This is a genomic window from Erwinia sp. AnSW2-5 (genome assembly GCF_045107195.1).
Taxonomy (GTDB): domain Bacteria; phylum Pseudomonadota; class Gammaproteobacteria; order Enterobacterales; family Enterobacteriaceae; genus Erwinia.
Map to the genome: position 1 here is coordinate 1 of NZ_JBJGXA010000025.1, position 25,425 is coordinate 25,425.

The 25,425-nt window shown below is 54.7% G+C and carries 24 protein-coding genes and 1 pseudogene; 12 read left to right on the forward strand and 13 right to left on the reverse strand.

Features of this window, described 5'->3' with window-relative positions:
- Positions 1–15: 15 nt before the first annotated feature.
- The 4 genes from ACFL9S_RS16455 to ACFL9S_RS16470 all read left to right on the forward strand — a co-directional run bounded on the left by ACFL9S_RS16455 (position 16) and on the right by ACFL9S_RS16470 (position 3,166).
- On the forward strand, positions 16–786 hold the full coding sequence (locus ACFL9S_RS16455) for an SDR family oxidoreductase (protein WP_405262973.1): 771 nt from the start codon (positions 16–18) through the stop codon (positions 784–786).
- A gap of 69 nt (positions 787–855) precedes the next feature.
- Positions 856–1,713, forward strand: a complete 858-nt coding sequence (locus tag ACFL9S_RS16460) for a co-chaperone YbbN (protein ID WP_405262974.1) — start codon at positions 856–858, stop codon at positions 1,711–1,713.
- 86 nt (positions 1,714–1,799) lie between these two features.
- Positions 1,800–2,717 (forward strand): SPFH domain-containing protein, encoded by a 918-nt coding sequence (locus ACFL9S_RS16465; RefSeq protein ID WP_405262975.1) that lies wholly within the window; start codon positions 1,800–1,802, stop codon positions 2,715–2,717.
- Positions 2,714–3,166: an NfeD family protein gene (locus tag ACFL9S_RS16470; RefSeq protein ID WP_405262976.1), complete on the forward strand. Its 453-nt coding sequence runs from the start codon at positions 2,714–2,716 to the stop codon at positions 3,164–3,166. The genes ACFL9S_RS16465 and ACFL9S_RS16470 overlap by 4 nt, the downstream gene beginning before the upstream one ends.
- Here ACFL9S_RS16470 and cueR read toward each other — a convergent pair.
- Positions 3,163–3,573: a Cu(I)-responsive transcriptional regulator gene (gene cueR / locus ACFL9S_RS16475; protein WP_405262977.1), complete on the reverse strand. Its 411-nt coding sequence runs from the start codon at positions 3,571–3,573 to the stop codon at positions 3,163–3,165. The genes ACFL9S_RS16470 and cueR overlap by 4 nt on opposite strands.
- A gap of 95 nt (positions 3,574–3,668) precedes the next feature.
- Here cueR and copA point away from each other — a divergent pair, with 95 nt between their 5' ends.
- From copA to ybaK, 3 genes are all read left to right on the forward strand, one after another.
- Positions 3,669–6,191, forward strand: a complete 2,523-nt coding sequence (copA, locus tag ACFL9S_RS16480; protein WP_405262978.1) for a copper-exporting P-type ATPase CopA — start codon at positions 3,669–3,671, stop codon at positions 6,189–6,191.
- 87 nt (positions 6,192–6,278) lie between these two features.
- Entirely contained in the window at positions 6,279–7,082 is an 804-nt protein-coding gene (locus ACFL9S_RS16485) for a TraB/GumN family protein (protein ID WP_405262979.1), read from the forward strand.
- Between the two features lie 177 nt (positions 7,083–7,259).
- Positions 7,260–7,742, forward strand: coding sequence for a Cys-tRNA(Pro)/Cys-tRNA(Cys) deacylase YbaK (gene ybaK / locus ACFL9S_RS16490; RefSeq protein WP_405262980.1), 483 nt, complete (start codon positions 7,260–7,262; stop codon positions 7,740–7,742).
- 7 nt (positions 7,743–7,749) lie between these two features.
- Here ybaK and ACFL9S_RS16495 read toward each other — a convergent pair whose 3' ends face one another.
- Entirely contained in the window at positions 7,750–8,616 is an 867-nt protein-coding gene (locus ACFL9S_RS16495) for a LysR family transcriptional regulator (protein WP_405262981.1), read from the reverse strand.
- Positions 8,617–8,704: 88 nt separating this feature from the next.
- Between ACFL9S_RS16495 and ACFL9S_RS16500 the strand changes: the two are divergent.
- Positions 8,705–9,159 (forward strand): annotated as a pseudogene (locus ACFL9S_RS16500) (multidrug/biocide efflux PACE transporter).
- A gap of 96 nt (positions 9,160–9,255) precedes the next feature.
- Here the strand turns inward: ACFL9S_RS16500 and ushA are convergent.
- Positions 9,256–10,983: a bifunctional UDP-sugar hydrolase/5'-nucleotidase UshA gene (ushA, locus tag ACFL9S_RS16505; protein WP_405262982.1), complete on the reverse strand. Its 1,728-nt coding sequence runs from the start codon at positions 10,981–10,983 to the stop codon at positions 9,256–9,258.
- A 182-nt stretch (positions 10,984–11,165) separates the two neighbouring features.
- Between ushA and ACFL9S_RS16510 the strand changes: the two genes are divergently transcribed.
- Both ACFL9S_RS16510 and ybaL read left to right on the forward strand, forming a co-directional pair.
- Positions 11,166–12,365, forward strand: coding sequence for an MFS transporter (locus tag ACFL9S_RS16510; protein WP_405262983.1), 1,200 nt, complete (start codon positions 11,166–11,168; stop codon positions 12,363–12,365).
- 334 nt (positions 12,366–12,699) lie between these two features.
- Positions 12,700–14,382 carry a YbaL family putative K(+) efflux transporter gene (gene ybaL / locus ACFL9S_RS16515; protein WP_405262984.1) on the forward strand — a complete coding sequence of 561 codons (1,683 nt, stop codon included), beginning with the start codon at positions 12,700–12,702 and terminating at the stop codon, positions 14,380–14,382.
- 162 nt (positions 14,383–14,544) lie between these two features.
- On the opposite strand, the gene ACFL9S_RS16520 is transcribed toward ybaL, so the two are convergent.
- From ACFL9S_RS16520 to ACFL9S_RS16550, 7 genes are all read right to left on the reverse strand, one after another.
- Entirely contained in the window at positions 14,545–15,849 is a 1,305-nt protein-coding gene (locus ACFL9S_RS16520; RefSeq protein ID WP_405263026.1) for an inosine/guanosine kinase, read from the reverse strand.
- A gap of 88 nt (positions 15,850–15,937) precedes the next feature.
- Positions 15,938–16,897: a ferrochelatase gene (gene hemH, locus ACFL9S_RS16525; RefSeq protein ID WP_405262985.1), complete on the reverse strand. Its 960-nt coding sequence runs from the start codon at positions 16,895–16,897 to the stop codon at positions 15,938–15,940.
- 117 nt (positions 16,898–17,014) lie between these two features.
- Positions 17,015–17,659, reverse strand: coding sequence for an adenylate kinase (gene adk, locus ACFL9S_RS16530; RefSeq protein ID WP_405262986.1), 645 nt, complete (start codon positions 17,657–17,659; stop codon positions 17,015–17,017).
- A 93-nt stretch (positions 17,660–17,752) separates the two neighbouring features.
- Entirely contained in the window at positions 17,753–18,655 is a 903-nt protein-coding gene (locus ACFL9S_RS16535) for a DMT family transporter (RefSeq protein ID WP_405262987.1), read from the reverse strand.
- On the reverse strand, positions 18,652–19,527 hold the full coding sequence (locus ACFL9S_RS16540; protein ID WP_405262988.1) for a DUF6024 family protein: 876 nt from the start codon (positions 19,525–19,527) through the stop codon (positions 18,652–18,654). The genes ACFL9S_RS16535 and ACFL9S_RS16540 overlap by 4 nt, the downstream gene beginning before the upstream one ends.
- Positions 19,527–19,925, reverse strand: coding sequence for an NUDIX domain-containing protein (locus ACFL9S_RS16545; RefSeq protein ID WP_405262989.1), 399 nt, complete (start codon positions 19,923–19,925; stop codon positions 19,527–19,529). Before ACFL9S_RS16545 ends, ACFL9S_RS16540 begins: the two co-directional genes overlap by 1 nt.
- Before the next feature lie 53 nt (positions 19,926–19,978).
- On the reverse strand, positions 19,979–20,683 hold the full coding sequence (locus ACFL9S_RS16550; RefSeq protein ID WP_133845738.1) for a hypothetical protein: 705 nt from the start codon (positions 20,681–20,683) through the stop codon (positions 19,979–19,981).
- Positions 20,684–20,890: 207 nt separating this feature from the next.
- Between ACFL9S_RS16550 and ACFL9S_RS16555 the strand changes: the two genes are divergently transcribed.
- Both ACFL9S_RS16555 and ACFL9S_RS16560 read left to right on the forward strand, forming a co-directional pair.
- Positions 20,891–21,766: a LysR family transcriptional regulator gene (locus tag ACFL9S_RS16555; protein WP_405262990.1), complete on the forward strand. Its 876-nt coding sequence runs from the start codon at positions 20,891–20,893 to the stop codon at positions 21,764–21,766.
- Positions 21,767–21,969: 203 nt separating this feature from the next.
- The gene (locus ACFL9S_RS16560) at positions 21,970–22,416 is read left to right on the forward strand and encodes a transposase (protein ID WP_405262991.1); all 447 of its coding nucleotides are present in this window, start codon (positions 21,970–21,972) and stop codon (positions 22,414–22,416) included.
- A gap of 78 nt (positions 22,417–22,494) precedes the next feature.
- Here ACFL9S_RS16560 and htpG read toward each other — a convergent pair whose 3' ends face one another.
- The 3 genes from htpG to ACFL9S_RS16575 form a co-directional block, all read right to left on the reverse strand.
- A complete protein-coding gene (htpG, locus tag ACFL9S_RS16565; protein ID WP_405262992.1) occupies positions 22,495–24,369 on the reverse strand; it encodes a molecular chaperone HtpG in 1,875 nt (624 codons plus the stop codon).
- Positions 24,370–24,468: 99 nt separating this feature from the next.
- Positions 24,469–25,074 carry a recombination mediator RecR gene (recR, locus tag ACFL9S_RS16570; protein ID WP_405262993.1) on the reverse strand — a complete coding sequence of 202 codons (606 nt, stop codon included), beginning with the start codon at positions 25,072–25,074 and terminating at the stop codon, positions 24,469–24,471.
- Positions 25,074–25,403, reverse strand: a complete 330-nt coding sequence (locus ACFL9S_RS16575) for a YbaB/EbfC family nucleoid-associated protein (RefSeq protein WP_017799391.1) — start codon at positions 25,401–25,403, stop codon at positions 25,074–25,076. Before ACFL9S_RS16575 ends, recR begins: the two co-directional genes overlap by 1 nt.
- Positions 25,404–25,425: the final 22 nt, after the last annotated feature.

Genomic DNA, 25,425 nt, shown 5'->3' on the forward strand with positions numbered 1-25,425 from the left:
TAGGTATAGAAAGTTATGCAAAAAAGCATTGTTATTACGGGCAGTTCCAGCGGCATTGGCCTGGTCGCAGCCAACGATCTGCTGCGCCGTGGCTACCATGTTATCGCTGCCTGCCGTAAACCGCAGGATGTGGATCGCATGAACCAACTGGGTTTCAGCGGTGTGTTGCTGGACCTGGATGACGCCGCCAGCGTCGAACAGGCCGCCGGGGAGATCCTGACGCTGTGTGATGGCCGCCTGGCAGGTCTGTTTAACAACGGCGGCTTCGGCGTCTATGGTCCGTTGCAGTCGGTATCGCGCCAGCAGTTGGAACAGCAGTTTTCTACCAACCTGTTCGGCACCCACCAGCTCACCATCCTGCTGCTGCCAGCGCTGATCGCCTCATGTGGCCGCATTGTGAATACCAGCTCGGTGATGGGGCTGATCTCAACACCTGGGCGCGGTGCCTATGCCGCCAGTAAATACGCGCTGGAGGCCTGGTCCGATGCCCTGCGGATGGAGCTGCACAGCAGCGGCGTGCGCGTCAGCCTGATTGAGCCAGGGCCGATTCATACCCGCTTTACCGATAACGTTCAGCAGGCACAGCAGGATAAACCGGTGAAAAACCCGGGGATCGCCGCCCGCTTTACGCTGCCGCCGGAAGCGATATTGCCGAAACTGCGCCATGCGCTGGAGAGCCGCCACCCGCGTTTGCGCTATCCTGTAACGATGGTAACCCATGTCATTACCCTGTTACGTCGTATACTACCGGGCTGGATGATGGATCGGTTTTTACGCCAGAATTAGGCGCTGGACCTTGAAGCACCGCCCCCCGCCCCAATAGAGTAAGAAACTTACGTGAAAAGAGACGAATTCATGTCACCACAAGCCGCAATTGTCGAAATTAATGAAGCTAATCTGCAACAGACGCTGGAACAGTCGATGCAGATCCCGGTGCTGTTCTACTTCTGGTCAGAGCGCAGCCAGCACTGTCAGCATCTGACGCCGCTGCTGGAACGTCTGGCGCAGGAGTATGCCGGTCAGTTTGTTCTGGCAAGGCTGGACTGTGACGCGGAACACGCTGTTGCACAGCAGTTTGGGCTGCGCTCTATCCCGACGGTTTACCTGTTCCAAAATGGTCAGCCGGTGGACGGTTTCCAGGGACCGCAGCCGGAAGAAGCCGTGCGCGCACTACTGGAAAAAGTATTGCCGAAAGAAGAAGAGCTGAAAGCCCAACAGGCGATGCAGTTGATGGATGAAGGCAAGCTGATTGAGGCTCTGCCACTGCTGAAAGATGCGTGGGCACTGAGCAATCAGCGCAGCGATATCGGTTTTCTGCTGGCCGAAGTGCTGATTGGGCTGACACGCAGCGAAGAGGCCGAAGCCGTACTAAAAGTTGTGCCGTTGCAGGATCAGGACACGCGCTATCAGGGCCTGGTTGCACAGATCGAGCTGCTAAAGCAGGCTGCGGATACGCCGGAAATTCAGCAGTTGCAACAGCAGATCGAAGCCGATCCTGACAATGCCGAACTGGCCACCCAGCTGGCACTGCAATACCACCAGGTCGGGCGCAATGAAGAAGCGCTGGAACTGCTGTTCTCCCATCTGAAGAAAGATCTCGCTGCGGCCAACGGCCAGGCGCGTAAAATTTTGCAGGACATTCTCGCGGCGCTGGGTACCGGCGATGCACTGGCAGCGAAATATCGCCGTCAGCTCTATTCTCTGCTGTACTAATAGAGATAGTGTGAACAACGGGCGATCGGGAAAATGATCGCCCCAAAAGCATTGCTTAATAATAACAATCTGGAGGTTATTTTTTTATGTTGACTGTGATTCCCGTCATTATCATTCTGGCCCTGATCCTCGTCTGGTCAGGTATCAAAATCGTCCCACAGGGTTACCAGTGGACCGTTGAACGCTTCGGCCGCTACACCAATACACTCCAGCCAGGCCTGAATCTCGTGATCCCCTTTATGGATCGCGTTGGCCGCAAAATCAATATGATGGAACAAGTGCTGGATATCCCCTCGCAGGAGATCATCTCTAAAGATAACGCCAGCGTCACCATCGATGCCGTGTGCTTTATTCAGGTGGTTGATCCGGCGCGTGCCGCGTATGAAGTCAGCAATCTTGAGCTGGCGATCATCAACCTGACGATGACCAATATGCGTACCGTTCTGGGGTCAATGGAGCTGGATGAAATGCTGTCGCAACGTGACAACATCAATACCCGCCTGCTGCACATTGTCGATGAAGCCACCAACCCGTGGGGCATCAAAATTACCCGTATTGAGATCCGTGATGTCCGCCCGCCGGCGGAACTGATTGCCTCAATGAACGCGCAGATGAAGGCTGAACGAACCAAGCGTGCTGATATTCTGGAAGCCGAGGGGGTTCGCCAGGCGGCGATCCTGCGCGCTGAAGGGGAAAAACAGTCGCAGATCCTGAAAGCAGAAGGTGAACGTCAGTCGGCATTCCTTGCTGCGGAAGCGCGTGAGCGTAGTGCAGAAGCCGAAGCGCAGGCGACCAAAATGGTGTCTGAAGCGATTGCCGCCGGGGATATTCAGGCGATTAACTACTTTATTGCTCAGAAATATACCGATGCTTTGCAAAACATCGGCTCCTCCAGCAACAGTAAAGTGGTGATGATGCCGCTGGAAGCCAGCAGCCTGATGGGTTCCATCGCCGGCATTAGCGAACTGCTGGGCGAAAGCAAAGCGGAGCGTAACCGCCGATGATCGATGAACTGCTTGCCAATCCGTGGTGGCTGTGGCTGACCTTCGGCGGCCTGCTGCTGGTGGCGGAAATGCTGGGTGCCAGTGGTTATCTGCTGTGGAGCGGTGTTGCTGCCGTGCTGGTCAGCCTGCTGGTGTGGCTGGTGCCGATGCCGTGGGAGTGGCAGGGGCTGAGTTTTGCCGTGCTGACCATTCTCGCTGCACTGTGGTGGTATCGCTGGCTTAAGCACCGTGACCGACGTCATCCGCCTTCGACGTTAAATCAGCGGGGTCAGCAGATGATTGGCCGCCAGCTGACGCTGGATGCCGGGCTGATCAATGGCTTCGGCCATGTGCGTATTGGTGACGGTAACTGGCGCGTCCAGGCAGATGACGATCTGCCCGCCGGAACGCAGATCACCGTAGTGGCGGTGGAAGGGATCACGCTGCGCATTGTCCGCCGCGAGGTTTAACCCTGCTTAGCGCTGTGGCAGTATCCGGCCAGGTGATTGATTATCGGGCATTCGGCGCTGTCATCACCCGGGCAACTGTCGGCGAGATCGAGCAATGTCTGACGCATCAGCTGGAGTTCGCTGATATGGGTTTCGATCTCCCGCACTTTACTGAGCGTCCGCGCTTTCACATCGGCGCTGTGGCGTTCAGGATTGTTAAACAGGCTGACCATCTCCCGGCACTCATCCAGATTAAATCCGACCTGGCGGGCCTGGCGTAATAGCGTCAGCTCTTCCAGGTGTTTTGCACTGTAGCTACGATAGCCGTTCTCCGTGCGCAGCGGCGGCGTCACCAGCCCTTTCTCTTCATAAAAACGGATCGCCTTACTGGTTAATCCGGTTTTTTTTGCCACGTCGCTGATATTCATTCTTCCTCCTTGACCTTCCCCTTGATGGAAGGTTTAACCTCCATAACTAATGTAAAAACAGCTCCGGGTCAAACCGGATCAACAGGAGTAATGATATGACGCAAGTCACAACCCTGGCTCTGGATGGATTGTCCTGCGGCCACTGTGTTAAACGGGTTAAAGAGACGCTGGAACAGCGTGGCGATGTCACACTGGCGGAAGTCAGTATCACGGAAGCACGCATTACCGGCGATGCCAGTGCTGATGCGCTGATCGCGGCCGTTGAACAGGCTGGTTATCACGCCAGCCTCGCTGTGGACGCTACTCACCCAAAGCCTGATACGCTGACAGAATCAGAACCTCAGCCGGAAGCGCTGACAGCGTCCCTCCCTGAGCTTCCGGCACAAACCACGATTGATACGCCCGACAGCTATCAGCTCCTGATCGAGGGTATGAGCTGTGCCAGCTGTGTCAGCCGCGTACAGAGCGCGCTGCAAAACGTGGCCGGTGTCAATCAGGCCCGGGTTAACCTTGCCGAGCGCAGCGCTCTGGTGACGGGTTCTGCGTTGCCCGAGGCGCTGATTGATGCCGTTAGCCGTGCTGGCTACGGTGCTGAAATCATCGAAGATGATGTCAAACGTCGGGAAAAACAGCAGCAAACCGCGCAGTCTGCGGTAAAACGTTTTCGCTGGCAGGCCATCCTGGCACTGGCACTGGGCATTCCGCTAATGGGATGGGGGATGATCGGCGACAATATGATGCTGACCGCCGACAACCGCAGCGCATGGCTGGTGGTCGGTGTGCTGACATTGCTGGTGATGATCATCGCCGGGGGGCATTTTTACCGCAGCGCATGGCGCAGCTTGCTGAACCGCAGCGCCACTATGGATACGCTGGTGGCGCTGGGAACGGCCGCCGCCTGGCTCTATTCGATCACTGTCAATGTGTGGCCGGACCTGTTCCCGATGGCGGCCCGTCACCTCTATTACGAAGCCAGCGCCATGATTATCGGCCTGATTAATCTTGGCCATATGCTGGAACAGCGCGCCCGCCAGCGTTCGTCAAAAGCGCTGGAAAAATTGCTGGATCTGACGCCGCCGACGGCGCGTGTCGTGACGGGAAATGGTGAGCAGATCCTGCCGCTGAGTGAGGTACAGCTGGGGATGACGCTGCGCGTTACCACCGGCGATCGGGTGCCGGTCGATGGCACCATTCTGCGCGGTGAAGCCTGGCTGGATGAAGCGATGCTAACCGGCGAAGCAATCCCGCAACAGAAGTCATCGGGTGATGCTCTGCACGCCGGGACAGTATTACAGGATGGCAGCGTGCTGTTCAGCGCCACCGCCATTGGTAAAAACACCACCCTGTCGCGCATTATTCAGTTAGTGCGTCAGGCGCAAAGCAGTAAGCCGGAGATCGGCCAGCTGGCGGATAAAATTTCTGCGGTGTTTGTCCCGCTGGTCGTTGCCATTGCCCTGTTCAGCGCGGCCGTGTGGTATCTGGTCGGCCCGGCACCGCAGATGATTTACACCCTGGTGATTGCCACCACCGTGCTGATTATTGCCTGCCCTTGTGCTCTGGGGCTGGCCACGCCGATGTCAATTATCGCCGGGGTCGGGCGTGCCGCCGAGTTTGGTGTACTGGTGCGTGATGCCGATGCGCTGCAACGCGCCAGTACCCTGAGCACCTTAGTCTTTGATAAAACCGGCACCCTGACAGAAGGGGCACCGCGTGTCGTTGAAGTCCTGCTCTTTAACGGAGCTGACAGGCAAACCGTGTTGCGCCAGGCTGCAGCACTGGAGCAGGGTTCCAGTCATCCGCTGGCGCGCGCCATCATTGAGTACGCCGCCCTGGCGACGCTGCCTGAGATTGAGCAATTTCGTACAATACCGGGGCTGGGCGTCAGCGGCATACTCGCTGGCACTCCGCTGCTGCTGGGTAACCCACCGTTGATGGCACAGCAACAGATTGCGACCGGGGCGATCGCACTGCAGGTGGAACAGCAGGCGGAAAGTGGTGCTACGCCGGTCCTGCTGGCAGCCGGAGGGGAAATTGTCGCGCTGTTTGCCATTCGTGATCCTCTGCGTAAAGAGAGTGTTAGTGCGCTGCAACGGCTGCATAAACGGGGTTATCAGCTGGTGATGCTGACGGGCGATAATACGATTACAGCCAACGCGATTGCGCATGAAGCCGGTATCGATCATGTTATTGCCGGGGTTCTGCCGGAAGGGAAAGCCGATGCGATCCGCGCCCTGCAACAACAGGGCCAGCAGGTGGCGATGATTGGTGATGGCATCAATGATGCTCCGGCCCTTGCACAGGCTGATGTCGGGATCGCCATGGGTGGCGGCAGCGATGTGGCCATCGAGACAGCAGCGATCACCCTGATGCGTCAGGATCTGAATGCGGTAGCCGATGCACTGGCGATTTCCCAGGCGACCCTACGCAATATGAAGCAAAATCTGCTTGGGGCATTTATCTATAACGCCTTTGGCATCCCGATTGCGGCCGGAGTTCTGTATCCCCTGACGGGAACCCTGCTCAGTCCAGTGGTGGCGGGTGCAGCGATGGCACTTTCATCAATTACCGTGGTGAGTAATGCTAATCGCCTGATTCGCTACCGCCCACCGCAATCGTAAATCGGCCAGTGAGTGCTGCGTTTTGCCCTGTTCGTCAGCGACTTATCACGCTAGCATAGTGTGATTGACAGCATGAGGCAGAAAGCAATGGCGAATCTTATACATGGGCTTCAGACGTTGTGGCGCAGACTGTGGTCGGTCAGTTACCGCTATCCAGCCCTTGATATCACACTGGGCCAGCGCCATCTGCACCTGGTGGGCAGTATTCATATGGGGACCCGCAATATGATGCCGCTGCCAGCAGTGCTGCATGAGCGGCTTCAGCAGGCTGATGCACTCATTGTTGAGGCGGACATTACCGCCGGTGCCTCCCCCTTCAGTGAAAGTGAGCTTTGCTCGCCGCTGGCGGAACGCCTTTCCGCTGAGCAGTGGCAGCAACTGCAACGCCGCTGTGAAGAGCTAAGTATCGACCTGGAGCGCGTTGATACGCTGCCCGCCTGGCAGGTGGCGCTGATGCTTCAGGCGCAGCAGGCACAGCGTCTTGGGCTGCGTGCCGACTGCGGTATTGACTACCAGCTGTTGCAGGCGGCACGTGAACGTCAGAAAAAAGTCATTGAGCTGGAAGGACCAGAAACCCAGCTGGCATTATTGAAATCACTGCCGGAGAACGGCCTGCCGTTGCTGGAAGATACGCTACAACACTGGCAAACCAATGCGCGCCTGCTGCAAACCATGGTGAGCTGGTGGCTGGAAGCCCCGCCGGGAAACATCGGCAAACTGGCGTTGCCCAGCACCTTCAGCAGTAATCTGAACGACCTGTTAATGCACCAGCGCAATCAGCAGTGGTGCCAGTTTTTACACCAGCTGCCAGCCGGGCGCTACGTGGTTGCGGTGGGTGCGCTGCATCTTTACGGCGAGGGAAATCTGCCGGGCCTGCTGATTCAGCGATAAAAAAAGGCCGATATCTCTATCGGCCCGTCAATAAGGACATATTTATGATTTTTGTTATCGTCTCAGCGGTTAAGCTGACGCGGGCAAGATTGTCGCTCAAAGTGTAATATTTCGCCAGCATTTTTGTTCATCAATTGTTCACTCTTTCCTGGAAAATACGACAGAAGGTTAGTGGTTATGACACCTGCGGTAAAACTGCTGGAAAAACAAAAAGTCGCCTTTACGCTCCATCCTTATGAGCATGACAGCAGCGAAACCCACTTCGGTGACGAAGCGGTACGCAAGCTGAATCTGGATGCAGATCAGGTGTATAAAACCCTGCTGGTAGCAATGAATGGCGATAATAAAACCCTGGCCGTGGCGGTGACGCCGGTTGCCGGTCAGCTCGATTTGAAGAAAGTCGCTAAAGCGCTGGGGGCGAAAAAGGTCGAGATGGCTGACCCGCAGTTTGCCCAACGCAGCACCGGTTATCTGCTGGGCGGCATCAGTCCGTTAGGGCAAAAGAAGCGGCTGCCAACGGTGATTGACCACCTTGCGCAGCAGTTTGACACGATCTTCGTCTCCGGCGGCAAGCGCGGGCTGGATCTTGAACTAAAGCCGCAGGATCTGGCGCAACTGCTCAATGCCAGCTTTGCCGATATCGCTAAACGTAGCGATTAACCCTTCTTTACGCGGAGCGCTGGGCCAGCAACTGATCGATCATCCAGCGCCCTGCCGGGCCGGGTGGCGTGCGGCGCGACCAGATCACATCCACCTGAATGCTCTGCGGCCAGCCTTCTACCGGTAGCTCACGCAGCGTCTGGTGGCCAAACTGCTGGGTCAGCCAGCGCGGCAAAATACTCCAGCCAAATCCCTGTTCAGCCATTTCCAGCAGTAAGAGATAAGATGGCGCCAGCCACACTTTTCCGGTCGGCGCAGGCGAGTGATCCACCCAGGTATTCAGCCGCAGCTGCCGCAGCGCTTTCAGCTCCTGCTCAGTCACCTTATCCTGCTGCGCCAGTGGATGATCCTGATGGAGAAAAATAGCCATCTGTACTTCCACTTGCAGGCGTTTCACGCAGATATCCGACGGATAATGATCCTGTACCCGCACCACGCCAATATGTGCACGCTGGCTGTGTAACAGATCAATCACGTCGGCATCTTCTGCGATCATGCACTCGAATTCAATATCCGGGTAGCGACTGTCAAAGCGTTGTAGCAGTGACTCATGATAATCAGCCTGCCAAAAATCGGAGATCGCCAGTCGCAGGCAGGGTTCGATCTCACCGGAAAGACGAATGGCCAACTCGTCCAGCTTCGCTGATGCGTTAAGGATCTCTTTTACCTGCGCGAGCGCACGCTGCCCGTTTTCGGTTAATACCGGATTACGCTGCTCGCGGCTGAACAGCGTAAATCCCAGATCGTTTTCAAGATTCGCTATCGCTGTGCTGATGGTTGACTGGCTTTTGCGCAGCGCACGCGCCGCTGCGGAGAAGGATCCGCTTTCCACAGTTTGCACAAAAGCTTCCAGTGATTCCGGTGAGTAACGCAAAGAAGTATCGCTTTTATCGATGGATAGTCATTTTATTTTAGCAAATAAAACGTGGAAAATAGCGCCCATAGAAAATTAAGGAGGATGTATGTCTGGTCGTACGCTAAAAGAACGTTTTTTCCATGCCGCTGGTTTCGAAGTGCTGGCGATTGCACTGGTGTCACCCTTAGCCGCGTGGATTATGAATAAGCCCCTGTTTCAGATGGGCGCGCTGGCCATCCCATCATGCTGTCGACGCTGGCGATGATATGGAACATGGTTTACAACGCCGGATTTGACCGCTTGTGGCCACGCGAAAAAGTGACTCGCGGCCTCGGCCTGCGCATCATGCACGCACTGGGTTTTGAAGGGGGCTTTATTCTGATTGGTTTGCCACCCGCCGCCTGGATGCTGGGTGTCAGCCTGTGGCAGGCGCTGATGATTGAAATCGTCTTCTTCCTGTTCTTCCTGCCCTACACCATGGCGTATAACTGGATCTATGACAAAGTGCGTGAACGTATAGTGAACTCACGCCAGCAGCATCCAGTGAACAAACACGGTTAACGTCACTGCGCAGGTGTTATTGTTGGGGTCGACCGGAAAAACGTCGACCCCAGGGTAAAGCCGTTAGTGCTTCGCTGTATCCACTTTCACCGGACGCTAGTGCTTAGGTTCTGCTGGTTTCTCACTTTCTGCAGCTTTCTCCGGTGCCTTCTCTTCTGCTTTACCGTCTGCTTTCTGATAGACAATCTCCCCGGCTGGCTGATATTTCGCCACGTCGAGCGGTGAGTGGCTCTGGATATACTGTTTCAGCACTTCGGCATCCACAAAGCCGGTATTCACGTAGCCTGGCAGTTTATCCACCAGCGGATAACCGTCGCCGCCCGTGGCATTAAAACTTAGGGTCGCCATGCGATAGGTTTTATCCGCTTCAAGTGGCTTGCCGTTGATCAGGATATTGCTGACACCGGTGCCATCTGCCGTCAGGCTGATGCGCGCAAACTGTGCATAGGCACCTGAATCAACCTGCTTATTGGCCACAACACTGAGGTACTTCTCAACTTCGCTGCCTTTCATATCGACATATACCAGCGTATTACCGAAAGGCTGCACTTTCAGGACATCCTTATAAGTGATGGCGCCCCCATCAATCGAGTCACGCACACCGCCGCCACTCATGATGGCAAAGTCAGCTTTCGTCCGTTCGATCTGTCCTTCGAGGATCAGACGCGCCATGCTGGTCTGCACGAAACGCACTTTGCTGCGATCGCCCTCCAGCCGTCCGTTAACGCTGCCGATTTTCACGCCCAATTGTGCCTCACCCTTTTTCTGGAACGGGGTCAGCAGTTTTTGCATCGCCGGATTTTTGGCGATTTCAGGGGTGTAATTCACCCAGGTGGTGCTGCCGTCAGCATTCTTCACTTTATGCTTCAGGTTAATCGGCACCAGCTCATAGTGATCCAGCGTCAGCTTGCCGTTCAGGAAGGTGAAGTCAGCACGACCGATATATTTGCCCCACTCGTGGGCCTGAACAATCCAGGTACCATTCTGGCGATCTGGCGTGCAGGGCATGCCTGGCACATAGTCAGCCTGCTTCACATTCTCTTTCGCCATGCATACCGGGTCCTGCGAGTGCCCCCCCACGATCATATCGAGGTAACCTGCTGGCAGTTCACGCGCCATTTCCACATCACCCGGCGCATTAGATCCGTGATGACCGTTATCGTAATGGCCCATATGCGTGGCGGCGATAATCACATCCGGCTTCTCTTTCGCCCGCAGTTGCTCGACCACCGCTTTTGCTTCGGTTGCCGGTTTATGGAACTGGATGTCGGTGAAATTTTCCGGGTTGCCGATTTTCGCCGTATCGTCGGTGGTGAGGCCGATAACGGCGATTTTCAGTCCCATGCGGTTAAACAGGGCGTAAGGCTGGAACAGCCGATTTCCGGTGCTTTTCTGATAAATATTGGCGGAGAGCAGCGGGAATTTGGCCCACTTCTGCTGCTGACGCAGAACGGAGAGTGGATTATCAAACTCATGGTTACCAATCGCCATCGCGTCATAACCAATCAGATTCATACCGCGAAAATCGGGTTCCGCATCCTGCAGGTCAGATTCCGGTACACCGGTATTAATGTCGCCGCCGGAGAGGATCAGCACAGCACCGCCGTGAGCCTGCACCTCATAACGGATCTGGTCCATCATGGTTTTTTGTGCTGCCAGGCCATATTCGCCCTGTTCGTTATTCCAGAAACGCCCGTGATGATCGTTGGTGTGAAGCACCGTAAACTTATAGGTCCGGTCTTTCACCCACGCCTGGGCCATCAATGGGGTGCTTAATAACGCCACCGTCAGCACGCTGGCGAGACTTCTTTTAAATAATGGCACTCTGACCCTCCTTGTTGAACAACTCTGCAACGGAAAAATGATTGGCTGATACCCAGAATATTTGACGGGTATGATAATGCCGCAGGCTTAACGCTAAAAGATAATTACTGTACCTTATGTTATTAGCAAGCTAAGGGCTTTCTGCACCCTATAAAAACACAAGACAATGACAGGTTAACTTAATGGCAAGCGATCACACCCTTTCCTCCTCAAAGACGCCGGTCCGGCGCACTGCATTCGGCATACTTGGCGCGATCAGCGTGGCTCATTTGCTTAATGATATGATTCAGTCGCTGATTCTGGCGATTTATCCGCTGTTACGCGAAGACTTTTCACTCAGCTTCGTGCAAATCGGCATGATCACCCTGACCTATCAGATGACGGCTTCACTGCTACAGCCACTGATTGGCCACTTTACCGATAAACACCCGCAGCCCTGGTCGCTGCCTGTTGGTATGGGGTTCACCCTTTGCGGGCTGGTGCTGCTGTCGATGGCCACTACCTTCCCGATGATCCTGGTCGCAGCGGCGCTGGTGGGCACCGGCTCCTCGGTGTTCCATCCTGAATCTTCGCGTGTGGCACGCATGGCCTCCGGCGGACGACATGGGCTTGCGCAGTCACTGTTTCAGGTAGGTGGCAACTTTGGCAGCTCTCTTGGGCCGCTGCTGGCTGCGCTGATTATCGCCCCTTACGGTCGCGGTAATGTCGCCTGGTTCTCGCTGGCCGCCCTGTTGGGAATTGTCGTGCTGTTGCAGATCAGCCGCTGGTATCAGAACCAGAACCGCGTTGCCAAAAGCCAGACGGCTCCGGCCGTGAACCTGCTGCCCCGCCGTCAGGTAGCCTTTGCCATCACGATTTTGTTGGTGCTGGTTTTCTCGAAATACTTCTATCTCACCAGCCTGAGCAGCTACTACACCTTCTATCTGATGCACAAATTCGGGCTTTCCGTGCAGAATGCCCAGTTGCATCTGTTTATGTTCCTGTTTGCGGTGGCGGCAGGCACGGTCATCGGCGGCCCGATTGGCGATAAAATCGGTCGAAAAAGAGTGATTTGGGTGTCTATTCTTGGCGTTGCCCCGTTTACGCTGATGTTACCTTACGTCAACTTATGGTGGACCGGTGCGCTGTCCGTAGTGATTGGTTTTGTGCTCGCCTCCGCGTTTTCCGCCATTCTGGTCTACGCACAGGAATTGATGCCGGGCCGTATAGGTATGGTTTCCGGGCTATTTTTCGGTTTTTCCTTCGGGATGGGTGGGCTGGGTGCCGCCATTCTGGGCGTGGTCGCCGATCACCAGGGTATTGAACTGGTCTATCAAATCTGCGCTTATCTACCACTTCTCGGTATTTTGACGGCTTTCCTGCCTGATAACCGACATAAATAGTCCCATCCCGGTGCTGATGAATGCATTTAGCACCGGGTCATGCTCCTGTAACGTCTGCCCTGCAATCTGATAACTGTCTAAAATCGCACTCTTTGACAAATTCCCCTCAATGATTCAGTTTTTTGCCATTTTTGATAATAATGACAAGCGTCATCCGGTAATATGCCATACACTGAAAACTTACAACTGGACACATATACACTCTGGATAATTTAAGTTGCTGGAAAACGGCAAACCTGCGGGCCTCCTGGAGCATCGTCAGCCCTGTGAGCCAGCACTGCCGACATCTTTACAACTTGAAGTCTCTTGGGTATATACACAAAAGGAGACAGGCATGCCCCACACCACCCCGCTTATCACTACCATTGTAGGAGGCTTAGTTCTCGCCTTCCTCTTCGGTATGCTGGCTAATCGCCTGCGCATTTCTCCCCTTGTTGGTTATCTGTTAGCTGGCGTGCTCGCCGGGCCTTTTACCCCAGGTTTTGTTGCTGATACCAATCTGGCACTTGAACTGGCCGAACTGGGGGTGATCCTGCTGATGTTTGGCGTGGGTCTGCACTTCTCTCTGAAAGATCTGATGGCCGTAAAGTCCATCGCCATCCCGGGTGCCATTGCACAAATCGCCGCTGCCACACTGTTAGGCATGGGGCTGTCGTGGGCGCTGGGATGGCCAATGATGACGGGTCTGGTATTCGGACTCTGCCTTTCAACCGCCAGTACCGTGGTGCTGCTGCGTGCGTTGGAAGAGCGACAGTTAATTGACAGTCAGCGCGGTCAGATTGCTATCGGCTGGCTGATTGTGGAAGACCTGATGATGGTGCTGGCGCTGGTGCTGCTGCCTGCGATTGCCGGGCTATTCGAAGAAGGTAAAGCCAGCGTCACGATGGTGCTGTTCGACCTGCTGATTACCATCGGCAAGGTGGCGGCGTTTATGGTACTGATGATGGTGGTGGGGAAACGCGTGGTGCCGTGGATCCTTGCGCGCAGTGCGGCGACCGGTTCGCGCGAACTGTTCACCCTTTCCGTGCTGGCACTGGCGCTGGGTATTGCCTTCGGTGCCGTCGAGTTATTCGATGTCTCCTTCGCACTGGGGGCTTTCTTTGCCGGTATGGTGCTGAACGAATCGGAACTGAGCCACCGGGCCGCGCACGATACCTTGCCACTGCGCGATGCTTTCGCAGTGCTGTTCTTCGTGTCCGTCGGCATGTTGTTTGACCCGATGATCCTTATCCAGCAGCCGCTGGCGGTACTGGGTGCGCTGGCGATTATCGTCTTTGGTAAGTCACTGGTGGCACTGTTCCTGGTGATGCTGTTCGGCCACTCCAAACGTACCGCATTGACTATCTCCGTCAGCCTGGCGCAGATCGGTGAATTCGCCTTTATTCTCGCGGGCCTGGGCATCTCCCTGAATCTGCTGCCTGACAGTGGACGTAATCTGGTACTGGCGGGGGCGATCCTGTCGATTATGCTGAATCCGATTCTGTTTGCGGTGCTGGAACGCTATCTGGAAAAAACCGAAACCATCGAAGAGCAGACGATGGAAGAAGCCATCGAAGAAGAGAAGCAGATCCCGGTGGATCTGTGTAATCACGCGGTGATTGTCGGCTTTGGTCGCGTGGGCAGCCTGCTGGGCAGCCGTCTGATGGAAGCCGGTATTCCGATTGTGGTGGTGGAGAACAGCCGTCCACGTGTCGAGGCCCTACGTGAGCAGGGGATCAAATCGGTCCTGGGCAACGCCGCACGCGGCGACATTATGGAACTGGCGCGCCTGGACTGCGCACGCTGGCTGCTGCTGACCATTCCTAACGGTTATGAAGCCGGAGAGATTGTTATTGCTGCTCGCGAAACGCGCCCGAACATTGAGATTATTGCCCGTGCGCATTATGACGATGAAGTGGATTATATTATGGAGCGCGGTGCGGATCGTGTGGTGATGGGCGAGCGGGAAATTGCCAACAGTATGCTGAACTTGCTGCTGTTGAGTCCGGTGGAAACCCCGGCGGAATGCCCGATTTAAGCCTGATACGAATGCAATTACGGGCTGGCCAAAAAAGAAGGTCAGCCCCTACGTCAATCGAGACAACCCGCACAACCGTGGATGCGGCGGCGATACGTAGGGGGCGACCCTTTTTTCCGGTCGCCCCGTGCCAATGATTAGCACAACCTGACATCCTGTCCCTTACCGCTCCCAGTATGACTCTTCCAGACTGTCTTCCCGTTCCGGCAATCCGCGCGTTAAACGCGGTGAATGCTGATTAAGCACCTGATAACTCACTCGATTCGCATACTTGCACACCTGCGCCAGCGAGGAGTAGGTGAGATAATTGCGCCCGTGCTTACTGGAGTTCGGCACGTTCGAGCGATGGAAGTTGTTGGCGGTAATATCGTGCAGCAGCGCCGCCAGTGCGCCATCCCCTGCCCCATTGGTATTCATGATCTTTTCCGGCCCGCCCATATAAGGTGCGATATGGGAGAAAATACGCAGCGGCTGGGTGCAGTCCTGCTGGCGCATGGCACGGCTGAACTCATACTGGTTAAACTCCGGGATCGCCCCCGGCAACAGCGGATGCTGCGTGATACGTTTGCCGGACTCTTCAGTGAAGGCCGCCATATACAGACCGTTTGGCCCGGCAGTACACAGCACCAGATCGACCCAGTCGAGGGCAATATTCGCGGCCTGCAACGGATCGCGCTCACCGGTCAGCTCGAAAGCTTCATCTTCATTCATTGCCACCACAGAAACGTGCTCACGCAGGAAATCACGCCAGAACTGTGGATTATCGGCAATCACATACTTGGTCCCCAGCGTCAGGACGACCGGGACGTTGTGCTTCTTCGCCCAGTGAATCGCCTGCATGGTCGCCTCAGGCATCGGTTCACCCGGCTTACAGCGCACCAGGTAAGAGGTCAGCACCAGTGCCGATGCCCCGGCAATCACCTCTTCAGGGATACTCTGAGGGCGTAACTGGTTCATCATCCCCGGACTGATGGCGAAGGTACGTTCACCGTTATCACCGATCAGCGTGAAACAGCGGCCAATCGCCCCGTCCACACCCTGCAAATAGTTCAAATCGGTTCGGCTGGAGGTATTACACAGGTAACGGTAAGCGTAACCACCAATCTGCACGTTATTACACATCACGCCCAGCAGCACTGAACGGTCATCCGCCAGTACCGAATAGTTGTGCAGCGTATTGCCGATGGTGCCGCCCGCGAACTGATGAGTAATCAGTTGATTATCGAGCAGCTCGGCATACAACGCCTCTGCAATGTCATCCTCAATGACCAGCGAGTGCCCGAGACTCAGGCCATAACGCGCCACAAAGTCATCATCCACTTTCGCTTCAATGTCGACGAGGATCTGATCGATACCAACAATCCAGCTGTTAGCCGCATCGTTTTCCGGCTGAACCGGCTGTAGTAAGGGATCACGCGCACTGACGGGGAAATAGTGTTTGGATTTACGTTTACCGGGGAATTTCATCATTGCAGGCTACAGAAGGGGTTCAGAGCGCAATTATAGCACAATTGCGCTCTGTGACGACGACCAGGAGACGTCGCCTCCCGGTGTTTTAGCGGTACTGGTTTACCAGCTCCAGCATCATGGTGATGTGTTCTTCATCATCATTCAGCGCCGGAATGTATTCAAAACGCGTCCCCCCCGCGTGGAGGAAAATCTCACGGTTCTCACCGTTAATCTCCTCCAGCGTCTCCAGGCAGTCAGATGAAAAGCCCGGGCTCATAATCTGCACATGCTTCACGCCTTTGGCCGGCAGGGATTTCATGGTTTCATCGGTGTAAGGCATCAGCCACGGCTCACGTCCAAAACGTGACTGGAACGTCAGCATCGCTTCACTGCTGCCCAGCCCCAGTGAGGCCGTTAGCGCGTTAAAGGTGTCATAGCAGCGCACAGGATAGTCATCGCCTTCATCGGCGAAGCGTTGCGGGATGCCGTGGAAAGAGGTGACCAGCAGGTCGGGCTTGCCGTGCTGCGCAAAAGAACGTTCAACCGACGCTTTCAACGCCGCAATATAGGCCGGATGCTCAGCATAATCACGGATAAACTGCACAGACGGCAGGCTGCGGTAACCGGCGAACACGTCGGTAATACCGTCCCATACCGCCGCGACGGTCGAGCAGGAGAACTGCGGATAAAGCGGCAGGACGATGAGGCGATTAACGCCCTGCTGCATCAGGTCATCGATAGCACTTTTCAGGCTCGGATTACCGTAGCTCATCCCCAGTGCCACCGGCATATCCAGCCGGGCGGCCAACGCAGCGCGCTGACGCTGACTGTAAACCATCAACGGGGAACCTTCGTCCATCCATACGGAAGCATACAGTTTTGCCACACGCGGAGATCGCAGCGGCAGAATGCCGATATTCAGGATCGGCCACCACAACCAGCGCGCGGTATCGACCACGCGTTTGTCGCTAAGAAACTGTTTAAGATAACGTTTTACGGCAGGTGTGGTAGGTGCATCGGGTGTGCCTAAGTTAACCAGTAACACGCCGGGCTTGTCTTGCCTCATTGTTATTCCTTTTTACGGCATCATCGGGGATGAAAACGAGACTTATTCTAGCGGAAAAAAGCGGGGGATAAACCAATTGCTGTCATTGAGCCAGGGTATCACCTGGCTCAAAAAGCACTAACCGAGGATTTTAGCCAGCTCTGCGCTAACTTCAGTCACTTTACGGGTGCCGTCGATCTTGTGGTAAGCCGTATGACCTTCGGCGGCTTCTTTGCTGTAGTAAGCAATCAGCGGAGCCGTCATCTCATGGTATTCCACCAGACGTTTACGTACGGTAGCTTCCTGGTCATCTTTACGGATGGTCAGCTCTTCACCGGTCACATCGTCTTTACCTTCCACTTTCGGCGGATTGTAAGTGACGTGGTACACACGGCCAGACGGCGCATGTACACGACGGCCAACGATGCGATCAACGATCAGTTCATCAGGCACGGCGAATTCCAGCACATTGTCTACTTTAATGCCCGCTTCCTTCATGGCATCCGCCTGAGGAATGGTACGTGGGAAGCCATCCAGCAGGAAACCGTTACGGCAGTCTTCCTGAGCGATACGCTCTTTGACCAGCGCGATAACCAGTTCGTCAGTCACCAGTTTACCGTCATCCATAATCTGTTTGGCTTTCTGACCCAACTCCGAACCTGCTTTAACAGCGGCGCGTAACATGTCACCCGTGGAGATCTGCGGAATACCGTATTTCTCCATAATGAACTGAGCCTGAGTCCCTTTACCTGCACCCGGAGCTCCGAGCAGAATAATACGCATTGCGTAAATCCCCTTGCGAATCGCTTAATTGATCACTTTATCTGAGGGCAAGAACATACCATTTTGGCCCGCTGTCCACAAGGAAGGGCACGGTTATCCTGCATCGGCGTAACGTTGTAGCGATACCTGACGGCGGGCATACAGCGTTTGAGAAATCACCGCAACGATGATGATTGCACCACCAATAACTGCCTGAATTGTCGGGATTTCATCCATAAACAGAAACATCCACAGCGGAGCCAGCGCGGTTTCAAGCAGTAAAAACAGCCCGGCATTGGCCGGAGAGACAAAACGCGTTGATAACGTGATTAAACCCATTGCCAGCGGCATAATCAGTGCCCCTTCCGCAATCACCCAACCATATTGCGCAGCCGACAACACTTTCAGATTATCGACCATGTTGGAATCTGGCCACAGCATAATCAGCACCGATGCCAGCACCGCCCCCAGTGAAGGTAATCCCGCCGTGCCACCGCTCACGCGTGAGGTAAAGATAAACGCCAGCGCCATCGATACTGCCGTGCCCAGCGCATAGACATTGGCGATGCCATTATGGCCGAGGCCACGACCTGACATCACAATCACCACGCCGACAATACCCGCCAGCGAGGCCAGCATCACGCTGCGATCGATAGCCACTTTAAAGAACAGGCGGGTAATCAGGGCCGAAATAAATGGTGTGGACGAGATAATCACCAGTACCGTCGCCACATTGCCACGGTTAAGCGCATTGACAAAACAGGCGGAAGCGATGCAGAAAAACAGCGCCGACAGAATATTGTCTTTGGTCAGCCACGGCGTGCCAAGAGTAGAGCGGCTCTGGCGCCAAAAGGCCCACATCAGCAGGCAGACACCCCACATGCACAGCCCGCGCAGGGCCACGATCAGCCACGAGTTTTCAATGCCCATCATGCGGATAAAGACTGAATCCGTGCTGAGGATCACGCCACCCATGATGCCAATCATATTGCCATTGACGGCAAAGGTATTTTTCATTTCGCCTCCCACAGAGTGCTCAGTTTGTGTTCTACCTGCTCCGTCATATCGACCGGCTCACTGCCGTCACCACGTACCCAGCACGACAAACGCAGGGTGTTAGCATGAGGGAAATAGCTGGCCCCTGCCGCTTTTACCTGCTGTTGCAGACTCTCGCTGAGCGCAGGTACAGGGAAACAACTAAAGGGCAAACCCGGTGCGCTGATTGAGGTGAAGTCCCTACCCGCGACATCTTTCAGCTGCACAGGCCGGACCTGAGCCACGTTATACGGCTGCCAGTGGGTACTGCGTACGTTTTGCAGGGCTTCTTCCAGCGGTTTTACCGATGATGTGGACTCTTCAAACAAACGCAGTTCGCTGCGCATCAAGGTACTGAAGTCCTCAGGGCGCAGGGCGATAATCGCCAGACCGATGGTTAACGAAGCATGTTTATGGAGAGGAGCGACGAAAATGGAACTGTCCGCAATCAGCTCGCCGTGGCGGTTGGTGGCAAAACTGTGTGAAGCATCCACCACACCTTTACCTTTACTGCCCTTCAGACTGTTCAGTTCACCAGTATACGGGTTGACGTGAGTCATGATCGGCACACTGCCCGGTTCGGTTAAATGCGAGGCCGGTGGGCTAAACAGCTCAGTGATGGGTTGATAGTGCGCATGTTTCGCCAGGCACAGCGTGGTTTCCTGCTTATGAAACAGATGCGACAAGATCACCAGACCGACGCGTACCGACTGAACAAAAAACAGATCGTACTCTTGCAGTTGGTATATGCGGGTTAGCTCTTCCCGGAGTTCGTCTTTCAGCATAGAAGCTCGCTTATAAAACCGATCGCCATGGATCTGCTGTAACTGAGGGGAAAGTGAGGATGCGTCCATTAATTTATCAACTCTTGCTGGAAAAGCAGTGGCATAACGTTGTCACGGAAGATCGACCCGACCGCGATTTCACAGGGAGGCCGGCGGTAATTCACCCACGCAATCTCTTCGATTTCGTTACCCGCGCGTGGCTGCCCGTCGATTTCAACGTGGTAAACATGGTTCTCGATGGCCATCGCTTCAAATTCGGCCTGACCGTGAAACAGGCCAAAAGGCCGGAAACCTTTGATCTGTACACCCAGTTCCTCCTGCAGCTCACGCTTCAGGCAACTCAGATGGTCCTCTCCGGCCAGCGGCTTACCGCCAGGTGAGATAAAAATCTCGGTGCCGCGTTTACGGGTCAGTAACAGCGAACGCTGATAAATAATAATGGCCGCGCATTTAACGATTATTTTCATCTCAGGCTCCGGGTGACATAACCCGCAGGTTACGCCACCTCTGACGTTCAGATTCAGGCAGCGGCGCTGGTTTTCAGCACAGGCGTCATCAGGGTTTCACCTGACAGGAAACGGACGATGTTGTGTGCCAGTGGCGCTTTGTCATGCAGGTAAGCGAGGATCACATCATCATTCGGCGTGGAGAAGCTGTCGGCGAAAATGCTGATCCCTTCCAGCGATTTGGTCGAAATACCCAGTTGCAGCAGGCGATATTTCACGTCATCCGCTGACTGAGCAAACTCATAAATCGGCGACTGATAGTTGATGTCATACTGCGCCATCATCTCCATCAGGAAGGTTTTCGCGACCTGACGCTGCTCCGGGAACTCCATCTGATAATGGGTGATGCCATCATTAATGGTGTTGATATCGTTACGGTGGCAGAAATCGACCAGGTGGGCATGGATTGCCAGTTTCTCTCCCAGCAGCACCAGATTTTTACGATATTTCAGAATGTCACTTTCCAGATGTTCAATCGCAATTGAGCGGAAAGCGCCGCTGATATCGGCAATGGTGTGGGCGACGACTAAGTCACCAAACCGGCTTTTCAATTCATCAACACGGTGCGACAAAATGCCACGATGCAGTGAACATCCGCTGTTTCCTGACCAGAGGTGTACAGGAATACCCTGTAACATCAGATAACACGCTGCCAGGGTGCTATCACGACCGCCGGTAAACATGACGAGCTGTGTTTTTACAGAATGCTGATTTGTCATTTTCCTTTCCTTCGCATAGATGATGAATGTAATCGTGGGCTGACAAGGGGAAAATACGGCTGTGTAACGAGAGAAACCAGAAGGGGGTGTTTGCTGGTGGCTGACAGGACAGCACCCCGACCAGGAAGCCAGAGTAGGGAAATTATGCTGGACTTGAAAATGATATAAACAGACACTACTTGTTAGTTTTTCTAACAAGGTATGATTATGTCTGGTCTTCCTTCACTGCGCGCCCTGCGCTATTTCCATCAGGCGGCAGAGCATCAAAGCTTCAGTCTGGCGGCACAATCGCTGAATGTGACTCACAGTGCTGTCAGTCATCAAATCAAGCAGTTAGAAGAGTGGCTGGGTAAACCACTGTTTCTGCGCGTGAGTGGCCGGGTGCAGCTGACCCCGGACGGAGAACGTCTGAAAGTGTGCTGTATACAGACCTTTCGTGACATCGAATTGACCTGTGAGAAAATCCGCGCGCGCAATCTGCACAGCCTGACCATTTCATGTGCCCCCAGTTTTCTCGCGCAGTGGCTGATCCCTCGCATCAGTCGTTTCTCTGAACGACATAGCGATATTGCCCTCACCTTTCAGACCCATGTGGATATTGAGCGGGTACGCAGCGAGCACACCGATGTGCTGATCGTCAGCCACGAGCAGCCGTTGCAGGAGGATATTACCGCCACGCTGATTACCGTCGACTACATTGGCCCGGTATGCGCCCCGAAGTTCAGCCACCGCTTTACCTACGAAACAGACTTCTCCACCCTGCCGCTGCTGCATGCCGATACCAAACTGCACGCCTGGGCGGAGTGGGCGAAGAAAACCGGGGCGCGGGGCGATTTCTGGGCGGGACGTCATTTCGACAATCTGACGCTGGCGATTCAGGCGGCACGTAACGGGATGGGGATTATTATGACGCCGCAGATCCTGGTCAAAAAAGAGATCCGTGACGGATCGTTGATTGCTCCGCTGGGGTTTGCAGAGGTGGATCGCGCAACATGGATGATGGCTAAGACTGCACGCAAAGAAGAAGCGGAGATTGAGCTGTTTCGGCGGTGGTTGCTGGAAGAGGCGTCAATTGCAGGATAAAACGGGTCGGGCATGCCCGACCCCTACAGATTATTGCAGCATAATGCAGGGGTGAGGCACGCCTCGCCCGGTACAGCATCACGGTATATCGTAGGGGTGAGGCACGCCTCGCCCGTTGTTTTTTGCGAGCCGCGCTGACAATATTTAGGCCGAAAATACGCAACATATCCGGTACTGATATGCTCCTAAAAAAGGAGGATGTCATGCAACGAAGGAAATCTCTGCGCCTTAAACACTATGATTATCACCAGCCCGGATACTACTACCTGACACTGTGCTGCCAGCAAAGAAGGCCACTGTTCGGCCACTGCCTGGATTATCGCAGCTATCTCAATCCATTCGGTATCATCGCCCGAGACTATCTTTACGCATTACCTCACCATTTTCCCGGTTGCCAGATCGACAGCAGTATCATTATGCCCGACCATCTGCACTGTATCTTAGTGATACCGGAGAGATACCTGTTTTCGGTCGCGACGCTCGTGGGCAGCTATAAATCGGCAGTGACGAATAGAGTACGTCGCATACATGCGGGGTTAACTGTATGGCAGCGAGGATATTGGGATCGGGTGATTCGCGACGAGGATGAGTTGTATAACGTGCGGGAGTATATGTTGAATAACCCATTGCGTTGGTGTTTACGGGAATAAAACAGGGTCGGGCATGCCCGACCCCTACAGATTATTGTGGCATAACGCAGGGGCGAGGCACGCCTCGCCCGTGACCCGTTAGCCCAGCAGAAGCTGGTTCATGCGGCGAATAAACTGGTTTGGATCTTCCAGAGATCCTTTCTCAGCCAGTAAAGCCTGATCCAGCAGCAGCTCGATCCATTCAGCGAAGCGGCCTTCGTCTTCAGTATCGGCTGCACGTTTCACCAGCGCGTGGTCCGGGTTAAGCTCAAACAGGTATTTCACCTCCGGCACGTCCTGGCCCGCAGCGGCAAATAGCTTCGCCATCTGGGTGGTCATTTCGTTCGCTTCGGTGGTGACGATGGCTGGAGTATCGGTCAGACGATGTGTCAGACGCACCTCTTTGACGCGCTCACCCAGCAGCGTTTTCACACGTTCCACGAACGGCTCCAGCGCTTTTTCCGCTTCTTTCTGCTCTTCGGTCTCTTCGTCAGCCAGCTTGCTTAACGCATCATCCGCTTTGCTCACTGACTGGAAGGTTTTCCCGTCAAACTCGGTCAGGTAGCTCATCATCCATTCGTCGATGCGATCGGAGAGCAGCAGAACCTCGATACCTTTCTTACGGAACAGCTCCAGGTGCGGGCTGCTTTTCGCGGCGGCATAGCTGTCGGCAGTGATGTAGTAAATCTTCTCCTGCCCTTCCACCATGCGGCTGACATAGTCTTCCAGCGACACGGTTTGCGCCGGGCCTTCGCTGCTGGTGCTGGCAAAGCGCAGCAGTTTCGCGATGGTTTCGGCATTGCTGCTGTCTTCTGCCGGGCCTTCTTTCAGGACCAGACCAAACTGCTGCCAGAATGACTGGTATTTTTCCTCGTCATCCTTCGCGACTTTTTCCAGCATTTGCAGGGAACGCTTGGTCAGCGCACCGCGCAGGCTCTGAGTAATGCGGCTGTCCTGCAGGATCTCACGCGAGACGTTCAATGGCAGATCGTTAGAGTCAATCAGCCCTTTAACGAAGCGCAGGTAATTCGGCATAAACTGTTCAGCATCATCCATGATAAACACGCGCTGCACGTACAGTTTCAGGCCGTGTTTGTGGTCACGGTTCCACATATCCCACGGCGCCTGGGCCGGGATATACAGCAGGCTGGTGTACTCCTGCTTGCCTTCTACCCGGTTGTGGCTCCACGTCAGCGGATCGGTGAAGTCATGAGCGACATGCTTGTAGAACTCATTATATTCTTCTGCGCTGATCTCAGATTTGTTACGCGTCCACAGCGCCTGCGCCTTGTTGATTTTTTCCCACGTGGTGGTGTTGTCTTCTTCGTTGTGGGTTTCGATCTCAACCGGCAGTGCAATGTGATCTGAGTATTTGCTGATAATGCTGCGCACACGCCAGGCATCGAGGAACTCGTCTTCGCCTTCGCGCAGATGCAGCGTAATTTCGGTACCGCGATCGGCTTTTTCAATGTCGGCGATGGTGTATTCACCCTCACCGGCGGACTCCCAGAATACGCCTTCTGAGGCCGCAGCACCTGCGGCACGGGTACGCACGGACACTTTATCTGCGACGATAAACGCCGAGTAGAAGCCGACGCCGAACTGACCGATCAGCTGGCTGTCTTTTGCCTGGTCAGAACCCAGCGATTCGAGGAAAGATTTGGTGCCGGATTTCGCAATGGTACCGAGGTTTTCAATGACTTCATCGCGACGCATACCGATGCCGTTATCACTCAGCGTCAGCGTACGATTTTCCTTGTCTACTGCGACGCGCACACGCAGATCGCCATCGCCTTCATAGAGATCCGGGGTGGATAACGCACGGAAACGCAGCTTGTCAGCGGCATCTGAGGCGTTAGAGATTAACTCACGCAGGAAGATTTCTTTATTTGAATAGAGTGAGTGGATCATCAGATGCAGAAGCTGTTTTACCTCTGACTGGAAGCCACGTGTCTCTTGTCCTTTCATGGTCATTGCTACCTCAACTAAAAACAGATGATGAACGTTGAGGTATTAAATGGGGGTGACCTGGAGGATTTCAAGACGGCACGAAGGACTCGTGCCGTTGATTGTTCAGAATTTAAACTTTTGACGCCCGGCAAGCGAATGTGAAAGCGTCGTACCGTCAACCATCTCCAGCTCACCACCCACCGGAACACCGTGAGCAATACGACTGGCTTCCACGCCATACTGTTCACACAGGCTGGCAATGTAATTGGCGGTCGCTTCTCCTTCCACTGTCGGGTTGGTCGCAAGGATAACTTCAACAATGGTCTCTTTTTCCAGCCGCTGTTCCAGACGGTCAAGGCCAATATCATTCGGTCCAATGCCATCCAGCGGTGACAGATGCCCCATCAGTACAAAGTACCGGCCGGAAAACTGCCCGGTCTGTTCGATGGCATGGATATCCGCCGGGCTTTCTACGACACAAATCAGTCCATTCTGCCGACGCCGTGGGTTGGCGCAGATGGTGCAGATTTCCTGTTCGGTGAAGGTGCGGCAATCAGAACAGTGACCGATTTCCGACATCGCCCGCGTCAGCGCCTGCGCCAGGCGCATCCCGCCACTGCGGTCACGCTGTAACAGCTGGAATGCCATGCGCTGCGCCGACTTCGGCCCAACGCCTGGCAGGCAACGCAGCGACTCCATTAATGCTTCAAGGAGCGGGCTGGTTTGCATCAGAATGGCATCTTGAAGCCAGGCGGCAATTGCATACCGCTTGATACTGCTGCCATTTTCTCTTTCTGGGTCTCTGCCACACGGCGCGCTGCGTCGTTGAAGGCCGCTGCTACCAGATCTTCCAGCATGTCTTTGTCATCTTCCAGCAGGCTTGGATCCACTTCCACGCGACGGCAGTTGTGAGCACCGTTAATGGTGACCTTCACCAGGCCAGCGCCAGATTCACCGGTCACTTCCATTGCAGCAATTTCTTCCTGCACCTGGGCCATTTTGTCCTGCATTTGCTGGGCCTGCTTCATCAGGTTGCCCAATCCGGCTTTACCAAACATAAGTTCTCTCTCTTCAGCTCAG